The 15492-nt window shown below is 57.7% G+C and carries 18 protein-coding genes; 6 read left to right on the forward strand and 12 right to left on the reverse strand.

The window, feature by feature from the left end; genetic code table 11:
- Positions 1-83 precede the first annotated feature (83 nt).
- The 3 genes from AC07U5_RS08030 to AC07U5_RS08040 all read right to left on the reverse strand — a co-directional run bounded on the left by AC07U5_RS08030 (position 84) and on the right by AC07U5_RS08040 (position 2556).
- Complete coding sequence (locus tag AC07U5_RS08030; RefSeq protein WP_494722714.1) at positions 84-1220, reverse strand: DUF2336 domain-containing protein; 1137 nt, start codon at positions 1218-1220, stop codon at positions 84-86.
- 149 nt (positions 1221-1369) lie between these two features.
- The gene (locus AC07U5_RS08035) at positions 1370-1975 is read right to left on the reverse strand and encodes a flavin reductase family protein (protein WP_494722715.1); all 606 of its coding nucleotides are present in this window, start codon (positions 1973-1975) and stop codon (positions 1370-1372) included.
- Positions 1975-2556, reverse strand: coding sequence for a nitroreductase family protein (locus AC07U5_RS08040; RefSeq protein WP_494722716.1), 582 nt, complete (start codon positions 2554-2556; stop codon positions 1975-1977). The genes AC07U5_RS08035 and AC07U5_RS08040 overlap by 1 nt, the downstream gene beginning before the upstream one ends.
- 108 nt (positions 2557-2664) lie before the next feature.
- Here AC07U5_RS08040 and AC07U5_RS08045 point away from each other — a divergent pair, with 108 nt between their 5' ends.
- Complete coding sequence (locus AC07U5_RS08045) at positions 2665-3645, forward strand: RgsD C-terminal domain-containing protein (RefSeq protein WP_494722717.1); 981 nt, start codon at positions 2665-2667, stop codon at positions 3643-3645.
- Between the two features lie 98 nt (positions 3646-3743).
- On the opposite strand, the gene thrS is transcribed toward AC07U5_RS08045, so the two are convergent.
- The 4 genes from thrS to AC07U5_RS08065 form a co-directional block, all read right to left on the reverse strand.
- On the reverse strand, positions 3744-5753 hold the full coding sequence (gene thrS, locus AC07U5_RS08050) for a threonine--tRNA ligase (protein ID WP_494722718.1): 2010 nt from the start codon (positions 5751-5753) through the stop codon (positions 3744-3746).
- A 109-nt stretch (positions 5754-5862) separates the two neighbouring features.
- Positions 5863-6297, reverse strand: coding sequence for a DUF2267 domain-containing protein (locus AC07U5_RS08055; protein WP_494722719.1), 435 nt, complete (start codon positions 6295-6297; stop codon positions 5863-5865).
- Positions 6298-6306: 9 nt separating this feature from the next.
- The gene (gene yidD, locus AC07U5_RS08060) at positions 6307-6669 is read right to left on the reverse strand and encodes a membrane protein insertion efficiency factor YidD (RefSeq protein WP_494722720.1); all 363 of its coding nucleotides are present in this window, start codon (positions 6667-6669) and stop codon (positions 6307-6309) included.
- A 4-nt stretch (positions 6670-6673) separates the two neighbouring features.
- Positions 6674-7120: an iron-sulfur cluster assembly scaffold protein gene (locus tag AC07U5_RS08065; RefSeq protein WP_494722721.1), complete on the reverse strand. Its 447-nt coding sequence runs from the start codon at positions 7118-7120 to the stop codon at positions 6674-6676.
- Positions 7121-7393: 273 nt separating this feature from the next.
- Between AC07U5_RS08065 and folE the strand changes: the two genes are divergently transcribed.
- The 3 genes from folE (at position 7394) to AC07U5_RS08080 (ending at position 9568) form a co-directional block, all read left to right on the forward strand.
- The gene (gene folE / locus AC07U5_RS08070) at positions 7394-8020 is read left to right on the forward strand and encodes a GTP cyclohydrolase I FolE (protein WP_062425368.1); all 627 of its coding nucleotides are present in this window, start codon (positions 7394-7396) and stop codon (positions 8018-8020) included.
- Positions 8021-8052: 32 nt separating this feature from the next.
- Positions 8053-8514: a phosphoribosyl-AMP cyclohydrolase gene (gene hisI / locus AC07U5_RS08075; RefSeq protein WP_494722722.1), complete on the forward strand. Its 462-nt coding sequence runs from the start codon at positions 8053-8055 to the stop codon at positions 8512-8514.
- Between the two features lie 103 nt (positions 8515-8617).
- The gene (locus AC07U5_RS08080; RefSeq protein WP_111850624.1) at positions 8618-9568 is read left to right on the forward strand and encodes a patatin-like phospholipase family protein; all 951 of its coding nucleotides are present in this window, start codon (positions 8618-8620) and stop codon (positions 9566-9568) included.
- Between the two features lie 60 nt (positions 9569-9628).
- Here AC07U5_RS08080 and AC07U5_RS08085 read toward each other — a convergent pair whose 3' ends face one another.
- Together AC07U5_RS08085 and AC07U5_RS08090 are read right to left on the reverse strand one after the other, a co-directional pair.
- The gene (locus AC07U5_RS08085; RefSeq protein ID WP_062437545.1) at positions 9629-10063 is read right to left on the reverse strand and encodes a CBS domain-containing protein; all 435 of its coding nucleotides are present in this window, start codon (positions 10061-10063) and stop codon (positions 9629-9631) included.
- Between the two features lie 129 nt (positions 10064-10192).
- Positions 10193-10957, reverse strand: a complete 765-nt coding sequence (locus tag AC07U5_RS08090) for a rhomboid family intramembrane serine protease (protein ID WP_494722723.1) — start codon at positions 10955-10957, stop codon at positions 10193-10195.
- A gap of 310 nt (positions 10958-11267) precedes the next feature.
- Here AC07U5_RS08090 and AC07U5_RS08095 point away from each other — a divergent pair, with 310 nt between their 5' ends.
- Positions 11268-11873: a PilZ domain-containing protein gene (locus AC07U5_RS08095; protein WP_062425373.1), complete on the forward strand. Its 606-nt coding sequence runs from the start codon at positions 11268-11270 to the stop codon at positions 11871-11873.
- Between the two features lie 226 nt (positions 11874-12099).
- Here the strand turns inward: AC07U5_RS08095 and AC07U5_RS08100 are convergent, their stop codons facing one another.
- Positions 12100-12273 carry a hypothetical protein gene (locus tag AC07U5_RS08100; protein WP_494722724.1) on the reverse strand — a complete coding sequence of 58 codons (174 nt, stop codon included), beginning with the start codon at positions 12271-12273 and terminating at the stop codon, positions 12100-12102.
- Positions 12274-12515: 242 nt separating this feature from the next.
- On the opposite strand from AC07U5_RS08100, the gene AC07U5_RS08105 reads away from it, so the two are divergent.
- A complete protein-coding gene (locus AC07U5_RS08105; protein WP_062425374.1) occupies positions 12516-13127 on the forward strand; it encodes a transglutaminase-like cysteine peptidase in 612 nt (203 codons plus the stop codon).
- 215 nt (positions 13128-13342) lie between these two features.
- Here AC07U5_RS08105 and AC07U5_RS08110 read toward each other — a convergent pair whose 3' ends face one another.
- Together AC07U5_RS08110 and AC07U5_RS08115 are read right to left on the reverse strand one after the other, a co-directional pair.
- Positions 13343-13777: a DUF1489 family protein gene (locus tag AC07U5_RS08110; protein ID WP_062437550.1), complete on the reverse strand. Its 435-nt coding sequence runs from the start codon at positions 13775-13777 to the stop codon at positions 13343-13345.
- Between the two features lie 64 nt (positions 13778-13841).
- On the reverse strand, positions 13842-15245 hold the full coding sequence (locus tag AC07U5_RS08115) for an L-serine ammonia-lyase (RefSeq protein WP_335322579.1): 1404 nt from the start codon (positions 15243-15245) through the stop codon (positions 13842-13844).
- Between the last annotated feature and the right edge of the window lie 247 nt (positions 15246-15492).

Genomic DNA, 15492 nt, shown 5'->3' on the forward strand with positions numbered 1-15492 from the left:
CGATGAAACGAGGACATAGAGCCAATGAGCGAATCCGAAAGATCGCGACACGCTTCAAGCGTGGTAGCTGCCTGTTCCGAAGATCAAGCGGCCTCGGCGATCAGTTCCTCGGCGAAGGAGCGTGCTCTCTGACGTTGGTCGACGATCAGAAGCTTTTCAATCATCGACATCATTTCGTAGACGCTTGCATCGCTCTCAGTATTTGAGAACGTCTCGAGGAGCCTTTCGGCGACCCGCTGCACCGCTCCACCATAGGGCATCTCGGCCGCCTGGCGCCACAGACGAGTCGCCTCGATAAAAACCTCAAGGGCGCGGCCGGACAGACCGGTCGACTGATAGAGCGCCTTGACCGCATGGTTTCTGCCGGTTGCAAGGATTGAGCGGACACGTCGCTCCTCAAGCCCGGAGAGGTTGGACATGGCCCCGGAGAAGAAGTCGAGCTTTCCGGTGCAAAGAAGCTGCAGAAGAAAGGAAGGCGTCAGTTGTCGGTGCTGGCGCAGATGCTCGACCAGATATGATCTTTCCTGACCGGATGCCTCGCCGGCAATCAGCGTAACAGCTGCGTCCGATGCATCCTGAACGATCTGGCGGGCGCGCGCCACGGTGATGACCTGACCCACGATTCCAGCAGAGGCCAGCGCCTCTCCGACCAGAAGGACGAGGGTGTGGCGCACGTCGGCTGGGAGATCGTTGCGATCCAGTAGGAGACTGCGGATTTCGGACTCTTCTCCGAAACGCTCAGAGACACGCCGCAGCGTGAAGGGTGTGATCTGGGCTGATAGGTTTTCCAGCATGATCATCACTTCACATTCGCTGCCGATTTCCGCCATAGCGGCGCAAACGCCAGCGCTCAGATCAGCACGTGCCGCAATCAGCGCTCTTGTGGTCGACGATCCTCGGCCGATCAGATCGACAAGATCCGATTCCCGAAGCACCGGGGAATTGATGATCACCGGACATGCAATCTCGGCCTGGTCTTCAGCCAGTGCGATAATGATAGGACGAGGAGCATCATCAGAGCAGGCAAGCGCGTCTGCAAGCGCCTGACGGACTTTGGGAGATGGATCGTCCAGAAGGTAGGACATCGCCATATAGGCGCCTGCCTGTTTGTCTTTGGGCAAGGATGAGGTGACATAGGCTGCCCCCAAGGCCTTCGCAGCCTTGGCTCTATCGCCAGCACGCGCCTTATCCGTCCAGCTGAGAAATGCCTCTACGACCACCCTGCACCCCAAGAAATGTTCTTATGACCCCGCGGAGGTTATCGCGACTCGCTACCGAGCCGGCGATCACCTCCCATGGGTGAAACCTAGGGGGAAAAGGTTTACGATTGGTTCACCATGCTCCTTAACCATGGCGTAAATGGAGGCTATTAGGCCTTCGGGCGGGCCAGCTGGAAGACATCCGCGCCGCCGTCGGCGTAGTCCATATAGCCCATCCGGGCGACGGGCCGCGCAAGGCCCATATCGATGCGACCATCGCGGATGATCGTCTCATCGATATGAATGCCCATCACCTGCCCGAAGACGACCCAGGAGTCGGCCGCCTCGCCTTCGATATCGTGCGGCTGCACGATCTGCGTGACGCGGCACTCCAGCGCGGCAAGAGCCTCCGCCACATAGGGCGCATCGACCACCTCGCCCGCACGTGCGGTCAGGCCAGCCAGTGCGAACTCGTTGACGGCGTAATCGACAGGTGCCGACGAGGCGTTCATCCGGTCCACGAGATGGCGGCTGACGAGGCTAGCGGTGAAGACACCGCTCTCGCGAACATTGCGCAGGCTGTCCTTCTGTCCGCTCGATGAGAACATCACCAGTTTGGGCTTGTCCGCGATGGCGTTGAAGAAGGAATAAGGGGCAAGGTTCAGCGTCCCATCGCTCCCCTTGGAACCGATCCAACCGATGGGTCGCGGCGCGACGATCGCCTTGAAGGGATCGTGCGCCATGCCATGCTGGTTCGTGTCTGTGGTGTAGAACATCACGCTTCACCGACCCAGGTCACAACGTCGGTCAGTTCCGGGCGCGGACGCTCGACAGGCGGGAACGTCGTCGATCCGATGTAGATAAGCCCCGCCACCTTCTCTCCATCCTTCACGCCCAACTCAGGCAGAAACTCAGGATCGTAGGACACCCATTCCGTCAGCCAGTTGGCGGCATAACCAAGCGCGTTCGATGCCATCAGCAGGTTGAGGCATACGGCGCCTGCCGACATCACCTGTTCCCATTCGGGGATTTTCACGTGAGGACCAGCCTTGCTGACCACGGCGATGACGACCGGTGCTCTGGTGAAGCGGGTTCTTTCGACCGATTGGAAGTCGGCGCTCAAATCAGGGTTCTTTTTCAGCGCGAGTGCCAATGCGGCGTCGCCCAATCTCACCCGCTCTTCGCCTCGGATCACGATGAAGCGCCAGGGTGCGATCTTGCCATGGTCTGGAACGCGGACCGTCAGGCGAAGAATCTCTTCGAGCTCCTCACGGCTCGGACCCGGCTCCGACAATTGCGGCGCGGGGGTCGAGCGTCGTACATTCAGATAGTCGATGAGCTTGATGTCAGTTGTCATGGTCGCACCGTTCCATTCGCATGCAATGTAAAGACAGGCCTTGAAATAGCCTTGCGGTTCGGATTGAAGTGGTCCCACAAAAACAAGAAGTCAATCCGGTCGAGAGAAATGACGTTTACCAAAATCGGAGCAGGTCTGTGCATCGCGCTCGTCTCGGCTAGCGCGCTACCCGGTATTGCCGTCTCGCAGGATGCCTTCAAGGAATTCAAGCAGCTTGGGGGCACGCCTAAAATGCCGAAGCTGAACGCTTTCTCCGTTCCCTCGCCCAGCGAGCCGGAGCCAGCCAAATCCCGTGATATCGTGCTGGAAGCAAAGCTGACCCAGCAGGGCGAGCCGATGATGGAGGGGCTGGCCTGGCGGGTCTTCAGCCCTATTCCGGGCGCCGATGGCAAGCTGCCGATGCTGGCAAGCTCTGAAGGCGGTTCAGCCGAGTTTCACCTTGAGCCGGGAGATTACTTCGTCAACGTCGCCTTCGGTCGCGCCGGTGTCACCAAGAAGCTCAGCGTTCCCGAAACCGGTAAGATCGAAAAGCAGGTCCTCATTCTCGATGCTGGCGGCTTCGTCCTCAATGCCGTTGCCGGCAACGACAAGACCATTTCCGCCAATCAGTTGAAGTTTTCCATCTACGCCTCTGAAGCCTCCGAAAACGGAGAGCGGAAGCTGGTGATGACCGATGTGAAGCCGAACACTATCGTCCGTCTCAATGCCGGAACCTACCATGTCGTATCGGAATACGGGTCGGTCAATGCGGTGGTTCGCGCCGATATCCAGGTCGAAGCCGGCAAGCTGACCGAAGCAACGCTGCAGCACCATGCGGCACAAGTGACGCTGAAGCTCGTCTCCGAGCATGGCGGCGAGGCGATCGCCGATACGGCCTGGTCTGTGCTGACGGGCGCTGGCGACGTGGTGAATGAAAGCGTCAGCGCCTTTTCCACCATGGTGCTCGCCGACGGCGAGTACACCGCAATTGCCCGTAACAAGGACAAGGTCTATCAGCGCAATTTCAGGGTGAAGGCCGGACAGGATTCCGATGTCGAAGTGCTGATGAAGGACCAGGCACCGGAAGACGCGACGGGCGATTTCGAATAGCCGACTCCCCACAGATCCGCGCCGCTGCGGACGTCCCTAACAAGCCCCACACCAGCATCTTATGAAAACGGCGCCCGAAGGCGCCGTTTTCTTTGGGATCAAGCAAGCTTGGCTTTCGCCTTTGCAGCGCGCTTGCGCTTGACGTCAGGCGGCGTCGCCTCGTCGACCAGATTGGCAATCGCCTCATCCAGAGCAAACGAGGTCTGGGCCTGGGAACCGAGGCGGCGGATGTTGACCGTGCGCTCTTCCGCTTCCTTTTTGCCGCAGACGATGATGACCGGAACCTTGGTGACCGAATGCTCGCGGATCTTGTAGTTGATCTTCTCGTTGCGGAAATCGGTTTCCACCGAGAGACCCGCTTCTCGAAGCGCCTCGGCGACCTCGCGACCATAATCGTCGGCATCCGAGGTGATCGTGGCGACGACAACCTGTAGCGGCGCAAACCACAACGGCATGTGGCCAGCGAAGTTCTCAATCAGAATGCCGAGAAAGCGTTCCATCGAACCACAGATCGCACGGTGGATCATCACAGGCTGACGCTTTTCAGACGCCTGGTCGATATAGAAGGCACCGAAACGTTCCGGCAGATTGAAGTCCACCTGGGTGGTGCCGCACTGCCATTCGCGACCGATCGCATCCTTCAGGGTGTATTCGAACTTTGGACCATAGAAGGCGCCCTCGCCCGGCAGAATGCCGGTCTTGATGCGCCCGCCGGATTGATCCTCGATGGTCTTCAAGACCTCGGTCATCACGCTCTCGGCGCGATCCCAAAGGTCGTCCGAACCGACGCGCTTTTCAGGACGCGTGGACAGCTTGACCACAATCTCGTCGAAGCCGAAATCCTGATAGACCGACAGGATCAGATCGTTGATGCGCAGGCATTCCGCGGCCATCTGCTCTTCGGTGCAAAAGACGTGAGCGTCATCCTGGGTAAAGCCACGAACGCGCATCAAGCCGTGAAGAGCACCTGACGCCTCATAGCGGTGCACAGTGCCGAACTCTGCAAGTCGAACAGGCAGTTCTCGGTAAGACTTCAACCCATGCTTGAAGATCTGAACGTGACCGGGGCAGTTCATCGGCTTCAGTGCGAAGACGCGATTGTCCGCTTCCTTGTCCTCCGGATGGGTGAAGGCATAGGCGGATTTTACCGCGAACATGTTTTCCTGGTACCAGCCCCAGTGACCGGAGGTCTCCCACAGCGAAGCATCCAGAACCTGCGGTGCGTTCACTTCCTGATAGGTGCCTTCCAGATGGCGGCGCATATAGGCGGTCAGCGTCTGGAACATGCGCCAGCCCTTGCCGTGCCAGAACACCACGCCCGGACCTTCTTCCTGGAAATGAAACAGGTCCATTTCGCGGCCAAGGCGGCGGTGGTCGCGCTTCTCGGCTTCCGCCAGGATGTGCAGATACTGATCCAGCTGTTCCTGCGTGGCCCAGGCCGTGCCGTAGATGCGCGTCAGCATGGGGTTATTGCTATCACCACGCCAATATGCACCGGCAACCTTCATCAGCTTGAAGGCCGTACCGATCTGCCCCGTATTGGCCATGTGCGGGCCGCGGCAAAGGTCGAACCAGTCGCCCTGATAATAGATCTTGAGATCCTGACCTTCAGGAATCGCGTCGACGAGTTCGACCTTGTAGTTCTCGCCCTTGGCGGCAAAGACTTGCTTGGCCTTCTCTCGCGACCAGATTTCGCGCGTAAAGGGCTTCGAGCGGCCGATGATCTCTTTCATCTTCTTTTCGATCTTGGGAAGATCGTCCGGGGTGAAAGGCTCGTTCTTGGCGAAGTCGTAATAGAAGCCGTTTTCGATCACAGGACCGATCGTCACCTGCGTGCCGGGCCACAGTTCCTGCACGGCTTCGGCCATGACGTGGGCGGCATCGTGGCGGATAAGCTCAAGCGCACGCTTGTCGTCGCGGGTGACGATCTCGATTGCGCCATTGGCAATTGTATCGGAAAGGTCGCGCAATTGACCGTCCAGCGCGATGGCGACGGCCTTCTTTGCAAGCGACTTGGAAATGGATTCGGCAACATCACGTCCGGTCGTACCCGCGGGATACTGACGAACGGAGCCATCTGGAAATGTAAGGGAAACGGCGTCTAACACTTTGAATTCTCCTGTCCAGTCCCGCCAACGAATGCGGGTGGGGTAACGGTCAGCCGAAAGGACTGACAATGCAGCGCGTGGATACTGAAATTTGCCTGTTCAGTAAAGTCTATTCAATTTCGGTCGAAAAACCCCAGAAAGAGAGCGCGTCAGATGAAACGGATTTGAGAAAGCTCTTCAACTTCTCCTCGTCCATGTGGAGACGCAACGCTTCCGTCACATCTTGGATAGCCGTGTCTGGTGAAAGATTATGGTCTCGCCTCAACGACATGACCTCCTCTTGCATCTTGGGCCTCGTGGCGAAAGGAACGACGGGCTCGTCCATCGTCCAGTCAGCGACGAAAAGTGCTCGCACGCCCACTTCCAGCAAACCGGCGAACGCCAGGCTTTGATCCGCCGTCAGACGCCGCCGGAAAACACGAAGCACCGCCTCAAGCGTCGTGAAGGCACGGTGCGTCGTGCTGACCAAGGCTATGTCGCGAATATCGACAAGGACGGCTTCGAAATCTCGCGATGCCTGAATGTATTCCTGGGGTACCGTCATAAACCAGCGTCACCCTTTGTGCTTGCCGACAGTCCAGAGTTTCCAGAGCTGCCAGGAACGGACCGATCGAAGACTTTCTGGCACGCCATCATATCCGCTCGTTCCACCTGGTCCGCAACGTGCGACGCGAAACAGGCTCAGCCAACCGCCAGACCACAGGCCGTGACGGGCAATCGCTTCATATCCATATTCCGAACAGGTCGGAATGTGACGGCAAGAATTTCCGATAAAGCCGGAAAGCGTCAGTTGATAGAGCCGAATAAGGCCCATGCCGAGTAGCCTGCCAGGGGTCTTTCGAAACGGGCCAGCCCAATTGCGGGAGCGGCTTACAGGCGTGTCCGATTTATGATGACAACCGGGTTGTCCGCACATGAGATCAACTCGCTGCGGACAGAGGCTGCTTCGCCTCCAACTGATCCAGGCAATCACAGACCGCCTCGAAGGTAAGCAGAGTGGAGGCGTGGCGTGCCTTGTAATCCTTGACCGGCTTTAGCACCCGCATATCCTCGAAGCGTCCCTTCGGTCCTTCACCGCCCGCAGTTAGCATGTCGATCATGTCCTGGCGAGCCTTGCGGATTTCTGCCCGGCTGGCACCCACCACGTGATGCGCCATGATCGAGGAGGATGCCTGACCGAGCGCACATGCGCGCACTTCGTGCGAGAAGTCGCAGACCTTGTCGCCATCCATCTTGATGTAGACCTTGACCTTGGAGCCGCAGAGCTTGGAGTGCTTCTCCGCTTGCGCATCGGCATCCGCCATGCCGCCAGCACGCGGAATATTGCCGGCGAATTCCAGGATGCGGTTATTATAGATGTCGTCCATGGTCGATATTCCAGGTAAAGGCGCGGGCGGAAGGTTTTAGCGCTGTCATCATTTTCTAAACGATGTGTCGCTCTGGGAAAAGCTTTCCTGCATTTGGCCACCGTAATATGTTAACTCATTAACCGTACATCAAGGTTTGATAAAATAATGGAGGCGAGACGCGCAAACTCTTGCCAAAATTCAGAAAAACAACCAGATAGCAGCAACGTGGCGCGCAAGCGTCGTTGCAGGGCGTGTTCAGGTGTGGCCTTGAACCATACCGGGAGATAAAAAATGGATGCAATCGTGAAGAATTTTCCTGGCGCAGGCGCGACGGACGATGTGACAAAGGCACGGCCAACGCAGGCTGAAGCCGAGGATGCCGTGCGCGTCCTTCTGAGTTGGGCTGGCGACGATCCAACCCGTGAAGGTCTGCTCGATACGCCGAAGCGCGTGGCCAAAGCCTATCGTGAACTCTTCTCCGGCTATGACCTTGATGCCAAGGACGTCCTCGGCACCTTCTTCGAAGAGGTCGGCGGCTATGACGACATCATTCTCGTGCGCGATATTCCGTTCTTCTCCCATTGCGAACACCATATGGTGCCGATCATCGGCAAGGCGCATGTCGCCTATCTGCCGAATGGACGCGTTCTCGGCCTGTCCAAGATCGCTCGCGTCGTCGAGATCTTCGGTCGTCGCCTGCAGACCCAGGAAACGATGACGGCGCAGATCGCCTCCGCTATCGAAACCACGTTGAAGCCACGCGGCGTCGCCGTGATGATCGACGCCGAACATATGTGCATGTCCATGCGCGGTGTGCAAAAGCAGGGCTCGACGACGTTGACGACGAGTTTCACCGGCGCGTTCAAGAAGGACCCTGCCGAGCAGGCCCGCTTCATGTCCATGGTGCGCAGCCGCTGAACCGGCTGCCTCCCTCTCACCCAGGGGATCTCATGTCCGCCATTTTCCCAGTCGCGCCATCCGATAAGACGGCGCTGGAAGCATCTGGACCGTTCACGCCTAAGTTCGACGCGAACGGTCTCGTGACTGCAGTCGTCACCGACATCAAAGACGGTGAATTGCTGATGGTGGCGCACATGAATTCGGAGGCCCTGAAGCTCACGCTTGAAACGGGCATTGCGCACTACTACAGCCGCTCGCGAGACAAAATCTGGAAGAAGGGGGAAACCTCCGGCAATCTCCAGACGGTTCGCGAGTTTCGCACCGATTGCGACCAGGATGCCGTGTGGCTCAAAGTCTCTGTCGCCGGACATGATGCCACCTGCCACACCGGCCGCCGTTCTTGCTTCTATCGCACCGTGACGATGGAAGACGGCAAAGCGGTCAATACCATCACCGACGACACGCGGCATTTCGACCCCGAAACCACCTATGGCTCATCCTCTTCGCCGTGATGAAGAGCTCAATCTTTTCGATTTCTTTGCCTTTTGCTACGATCATGTGACGAGGCCTTGAGGAGACTCAAGGGTCTCGGGAGATGCAAGTGGGAGACGTCGAATGCTTGGATGGGGAATGAACCGCGATAATCCATCGTCCGCGACGACACTCGGCACCCTGGAGAAAATCGCGCCCGCACCCAAACCGCAGCTCCCACCGAACCGCATCGCGCTGGCGCTTGGCGGAGGTGCGGCTCGTGGCTGGGCGCATATTGGGGTTTTACGAGCGCTTGATGAAGCCGGAGTGAAGATCGGCATGATTGCCGGAACGTCGATCGGCGCTCTCGTCGGCGGCTGCTATCTCGCAGGCAAGCTCAACGAGCTGGAAGAGTTTGCCCGCTCGCTGACGATGCGCCGCATTGCCGGACTTTTGGACCTGACGATTGGCGGTAGCGGCCTGTTCGGCGGCATGCGTCTCACCAAGCGCATGCAGGAGCATCTTGAAGGTCTCAACATCGAAGATCTCGAGCATCCGTTCATCGCGGTGGCGACCGAACTGCGCACCGGCCACGAGGTCTGGGTTCACCAGGGCAATCTGATCACTGCGCTGCGCTCTTCCTATGCCCTGCCCGGCATTTTCGAGCCCGTGCGCTGCAACGGCAGGACGCTGATCGATGGGGCTCTTGTCAATCCGGTACCGGTATCGGTTTGCCGCGCCTATGAGCAGGCTCTGGTCGTTGCGGTAAACCTCAACTACGATATTTTCGGTCGCTCGGCCGTGGTCAAGCACGGCGCGGGTGCCGGCAGCAAGAGCGAAGCCGAAACGCCGATCAAGGCCACATCGCGCATGGGGCTGCCAGGCGTGATGGTTCAGGCCTTCAACATCATTCAGGACCGAATTTCGCGCGCAAGACTGGCGGGCGATCCGCCGGATCTGACCCTGCATCCGCGCATCAGCCATATCGGCCTCTCGGAATTTCACCGGGCGGCCGAGGCGATCGACCAGGGCTATGAGGAAACACGGTCTCGAATTCCGGAATTGAAGCGCATGCAGCAGGTGTTTCAACCCTGATACCATGAAAGGCAGGCTGGGTGCCTGCCCTCCTTCTACCTGCTCAAGGCGGACGGCCGATCAGCCGGCAATATAGGCCTTGATGTGCTCGGCTTCCGTCTCGATCTCGCTGATCCGGGCCTTGACCACGTCACCGATGGAAATGATACCCGCAAGGCGCCCATTGGCCTCTACCGGCAAATGACGGAACCTGCCGCCGGTCATGATCTCCATGAGGTCGTCTGTCGTGGTTTCCTCGTTGCAGCGGGTCACACTCTTGGTCATCACGTCGGAGACCCTGGTCTCCAAGGCTGCGGATCCTTTGGCGGCCACGGCACGCACGAGATCGCGCTCTGTAAAGATGCCGAGGACTGCGCCCATATGGTCGGTCACGACAACAGCACCAATCCGATGCTCGTAGAGCGTCACGGCAGCATCGGCAATCGACATGCCGGGATCGACCGTCACGACCTCTCTACCCTTGATATCGAGAATTTCCTTTACAAAAATCGGCATGCGTACCTCCCTTATCCGTTGCAGCCCGGCTATCGCACCCAAGTCTCCTCCCTGAGAACGAAGCACCGTCTTCAAATTTTTGCGCTCCCTCGAAAGGGAAAGCAACAGGATTTGAGGTTCGATCAAACTTCAATCGATTGAGGTAGCCTTCTCTCCCGAGGCGACTTTGGGATCGAACAGGCCGAAGAAAAGGAAGCCGAAGAAGAAGCCAAAGATGTGAGCGTCCCACGCCACTTCCCCGCCGACATCACCGAATAGCGGGAAGCCCACGGCAATCAGCGCATTACCCGCAAGCCACGCGATCGTGAAAATCAAAACCGTTCTATTGGTCAGCGCCTGGACAATTCCCTGGCGCGGGAGAAGGTGGCCGAAGGAAGGATGATAACGCTGCCCGCGGGGCGGAAAGGCGAAGCGGCAAGCTGCACCCATCAGGGCTGAGACGACGCCGGACGCACCAATCAGAACCGTGATGCTGCTCCAATCAAGCGCCGCATGACCGAACGCGGAAATCGCCGACGAAATTATCCAGAAGAGAATAAATCGTGTCGTGCCGATGCGGCGCGCCACAGGCGCACCAAACGCCATCAGCCACAGCCCGTTGAACAGGATGTGCTCAACACCACCATGCAGGAAAGAATAGGTCACTGGCGTCCAGAGCCATTCCAGGCCTTGCTGCGCCAGGGGAATGGTATAGCGCGCGGGGATGAAGCCGAAGGTGAAGAGGAAGGCTTCATAAGTCGTATCCGACATCAGGTAGGCCGAACCGACCTGGATGGCGATCATGAAGCCAAGGACAGCGACGATGATAAAGGGAAGGTTGAACACCGGCTGCTTCTGCGGCGGGGGGCGATCGTCTCGCGGCTCTTGCAATTCACCGCCGTCATGATGCGTCATTTCATTTCCATTTCATATCGTTCGACCCAGTTTCAGCCATATAGGAAGGGTCGACCAAATAAAAGCAGCCGCGAGGTGCCAACACGGTCGATAAGACTCTTTTTCAAAATCGTCTGACCCGCCAACGAGACGATGAAAACCGACATATTTTCCGCCTACAACAGTTTTGCTTCACAATGAGACAGTGGAGCAGAAGCTTTCGCTGATATCGCGTAATTCTCCTCAAATATTGCTGTACGACAAAACAGTCTGTTAACCCGCGCGTAGTAAATAGGGCTTGTCCTTTTCTTCATGCAACATAGCGCAGGCCATGTTTTCATCACATCTCGCACACGCCCACGTTTCGAAGTCAGTCGACACCGCCGAACCGCCGGTTACCGTCGGTCTTTCCGGACGTCTTATGTTGCCGACTGAAGATGAGTTTGACTGTACTGCCACAGAAATGACGGCGGAAAGTGCGCGGCTGACGTGCTTTGCCAGACCGAACCGGAATGACCGGATCATCATCTATCTGCAGCATATCGGTCGCGTCGAAGGCAAGGTGACGCATCTCACTGGCGACGGTTTTTCGATCGCTATTGCAGCGACAGAACGCAAGCGCGAGAAACTCGCCGCTCAACTGGCGTGGATTGCAAAGCGCCAGGCGCTCGGCCTGCCTGAGGACCGGCGGCATGATCGTCTGACTCCGCGCAACCCAAATGCCTCGCTTCTCTTGAATGACGGCAATACGGTCGGCTGCCGCATCATCGACCTTTCACTCTCCGGTGCCGCTATCGAGATCGAACCTCGGCCAGCGCTTGGCACCACCGTCCGCCTCGGCAATATGGGTGGGCGCATCGTTCGCCATTTCATGGAAGGCGTTGCGATCGAGTTCGACAGTGTTCAGTCTAAGGACGCCCTGATCGAGTTTCTCTGACACTTCTTCACGATCGAATTTAAGGACCGGCGACGCTCAGCGTTTGCCGGTTTTTTCTTGCCTTTTGATCGTCAGTTTCCACTGCAGATCTTGCGCATAAGGTGCGACAGGCAGTCACCATCTTGAGCGCGCTCGTGAGTTTCGAGCCTTGTTTCAATGATTTATCGGTCCAACTCCCTTCATGCTGCATAAGTACGCTCGGCCAAAGGCCTCCCAAAGGCTGGGATCAACCTGCTCCAAAGCGGGATTCAAAAGAAATTTCAGAAAAAAGCACAGAAAAATACGGTTGAAGTACGATTTTTTCTGCAATCAGAACAGGAATTTTCGCCGCTTTCAGCCGTTTTGAGCGTGTTTTCGCCTCCAAAACAAAGTGAATGAATGGTTGAGTGTTGATCAACACTGGCTGAAATCAACGTGCCCGTTAACCCTGCTTCATTCACAGGGTGCCGGAATGTGGGCGGTTTGCAGCCTTCGGTCGACTGACGAGCTAATCGGATCGATAAAATTCTATTCAAATTCCATTCAAACACGAATCAAATAAGCTGTTGTTTTTGCTTAATTTAAGCTCGAATTTGAGCACGCTTTTTTGCGTGCGATCAAAGTGTCGCTGGCATTGTCCTCCTCACAACGGGGAGACAAGAAATGAAAAAACACAGCCGTTTGGGACTGATCATTGCAGCACTGGCAATTGGCGCATTCGCCCCGCAGGCAGAAGCATCGCCGGGAGCAGCAATGCGCATCATCGGAAAGGCCAATCCTCCGATCGGGCATTACGAATTCTGCCAAACCTATCAGAGCGAATGCCAGCCAACCTCGGCCGATATGGGCCCGCTTCGGTTGACGGAAGAAACCTGGAAGACGATGCTGGACGTGAACTACACGGTCAACACCACCATCACGCCAGCGACCGATATGGAGATTTACGGCGTCGAAGAGCGCTGGGCCTATCCGACGACAGCAGGCGACTGTGAAGACTTCGTGCTCTTGAAGCGTAAGATGCTGATGAACAAAGGCATCTCCGCCTCCAACCTGTTGATCACCGTCGTGCTGCAGCCAAACGGCTCGGGCCATGCGGTGCTGACGGTGCGGACCGACCGCGGCGACTTTATTCTCGACAACCTCCGCAACAAGGTCATGGACTGGTCGGATACCGAATACACCTATCTCAAGCGCCAGGATTCGAACAATCCAGGCCGCTGGGTCAAGGTTCAGGATGGCCGCAACGTCAGCGCCGTTGCCGGGATCAAGAACTGATTGCAAGGGACAGAGCGCCGGAACGCCTCCCCGCAGCCCGGCGCAGTTCAAGAAGCAAAAGTCGTGACGGCAAAGACGTTCGTCGCAAGTGCTTCCAAGGTTTAGGCAGGTCGCTCTACCCCGTGTCGATCCTGCCGCAGAACCGGTTCCGTTGCCCCCGGAGCCGGTTTTTCTATTTTGAAATGTGCTGGCGCTTAAGAACTGCGAGGGTCGCGCTAAAGAAGTCCGAGTTCCGCAAGTTCCCGTCGGAGATCGGAGGGCATGTCGTCCGCAAGGCCTGAGCCGCCCAGATCGCGCGGGGCCTCCTCGTCTTTAAGATAACGCCAGCCCTGGAAGGGACGCTTTGGTGCAGGCGAGGTCTCGATGACTTCCGGTCCCAAAACCAGATCACACCGCGTGATGCCATCGCCACCGGTGAAGGAACGGATATCGAGAAGCTTTTGGCGCGCCTGTACCTGTCCCTTGATCACCCAATAGAGAGAGCCACCATCGAGCAACTCTTCCATGCGCTTCGGGATCATGCGAGTAGTGTGGACGCTGTGCGGTTCCAGGCCAGCCGCCATAGCGGTTAGCGAACGTTGGGACACCCATTCGCGCAAATCCTCGATGGAATCCGCGCCGACGCAGAGCTTGATCAAATGTAGAGCCATGCCGCTATCAATGCCGTTTCGACGGGCGCGTCAAGCGCCCGTCAAACAATCGCGCCATCAAGTATCAACATTCCACGACATTGACGGCGAGGCCGCCGGTGGAGGTTTCCTTGTATTTCTCGCTCATGTCATTGCCGGTCTGGCGCATGGTTTCGATACAGGCGTCGAGCGGCACGAAATGTTCTCCATCCCCCTTCAACGCGAGCGAGGCAGCCGTCACGGCTTTCACCGCGCCAAGCGCGTTGCGTTCGATGCAGGGCACCTGCACCAGACCAGCAACCGGATCGCATGTCATACCTAGATGGTGCTCAAGCGCGATCTCCGCAGCATTTTCCACCTGTGCCGGCGAGCCGCCCATCACCGCAGCAAGACCCGCCGCCGCCATAGCCGCCGCGGAGCCCACCTCCCCCTGACAGCCCACTTCAGCGCCGGAAATCGACGCATTGTGCTTGATGATCCCTCCGATCGCCGCTGCCGTCAGCAGGAAGTCACGAACGTCGTCGACCGAGGCATCCTCATGGAAGTGGCGGAAATAGCGAACAGTGGCGGGCACGACACCTGCCGCTCCATTGGTCGGAGCGGTCACGACACGACCGCCGACTGCGTTCTCTTCATTCACCGCCATGGCGTAAACGCTCAGCCAGTCGTTGGCGAGAACCGGGTTCAGCCGGTTGCTGCGCCATTCGGCATTCAGTTTGTCGTGGATAGAACGCGCGCGACGGCGAACCTTAAGCCCGCCCGGCATGATTCCTTCGCCCTTCAGTCCGCGTTCGATACAGCCGTTCATGGCATCCCAGATCTGGTCAAGCCGGCTATTCAGCACGTCGCGGCTCATAACCGTCTCTTCATTGGCGCGCTTCATCTGGGCGATGGTGCGGCCAGAGCGCGCTGCCATGTCCAACATCTCCTTTGCGGTAGCAAAGGGATAAGGCACCTTGGGACCGTTATCGACCGTCTTTCCGCGCTGGCGCATGGCGTCGAGTTCGGTGTCAGTGACAACGAAGCCGCCACCGACGGAGTAATAGATGCGCTTCAAAAGCATCCTGCCCTGATTGTCATAGGCAGAGAAGCTCATGCCATTGGCGTGGCCGGGAAGCGGGTTCTTCTTGTCGAATACGAGATCTTCGTTCGGACGAAAGGCATAGGACGGATGACCTGCCGGCTTCACAAGGCCCGTGCGCTCCACCTCAGCGATAATCCCGTCCATGGCATCCGGATCGACCTGATCCGGCTTCTCGCCCGTCAGGCCCAAGACAACAGCCTTGCCCGATCCATGGCCGATGCCCGTGAAGGCCAGCGAGCCGTGCAGGCTGACCTTGATGGCAGATACTGCTGCGCCTGAAGGCCGGGGCCAGTCATCCGACAGGATCAGTTCAAGAAAGCGGTTGGCAGCCGACATGGGTCCCATTGTGTGGGAGCTGGAAGGTCCGATGCCGATTTTGAACACGTCGAAGACGGAAAGAAACATTCTGGGATGCCCTATGTATAGACCTATTGGCGCGACTCTATCGGAAGCACACGGCACGAACCATATCAAAAAGCGGCCAAAACTGTGTCGGTAGCGCTGTGGCAAGGACAGCAGCGACCCGAAATCGGGACCGATTTCGGGAAAGCGCGATGCGTGGATTCTGAAACGATGGAGCGTCCTCTGTGCGTCCAAAGGGACGCACGGCGCTCAAGCGGTATCGCCAGACGAAAACAACGCGGCTCTTGGG

It is taken from the genome of Agrobacterium sp. GW821-FHT02D03 (assembly GCF_059421725.1).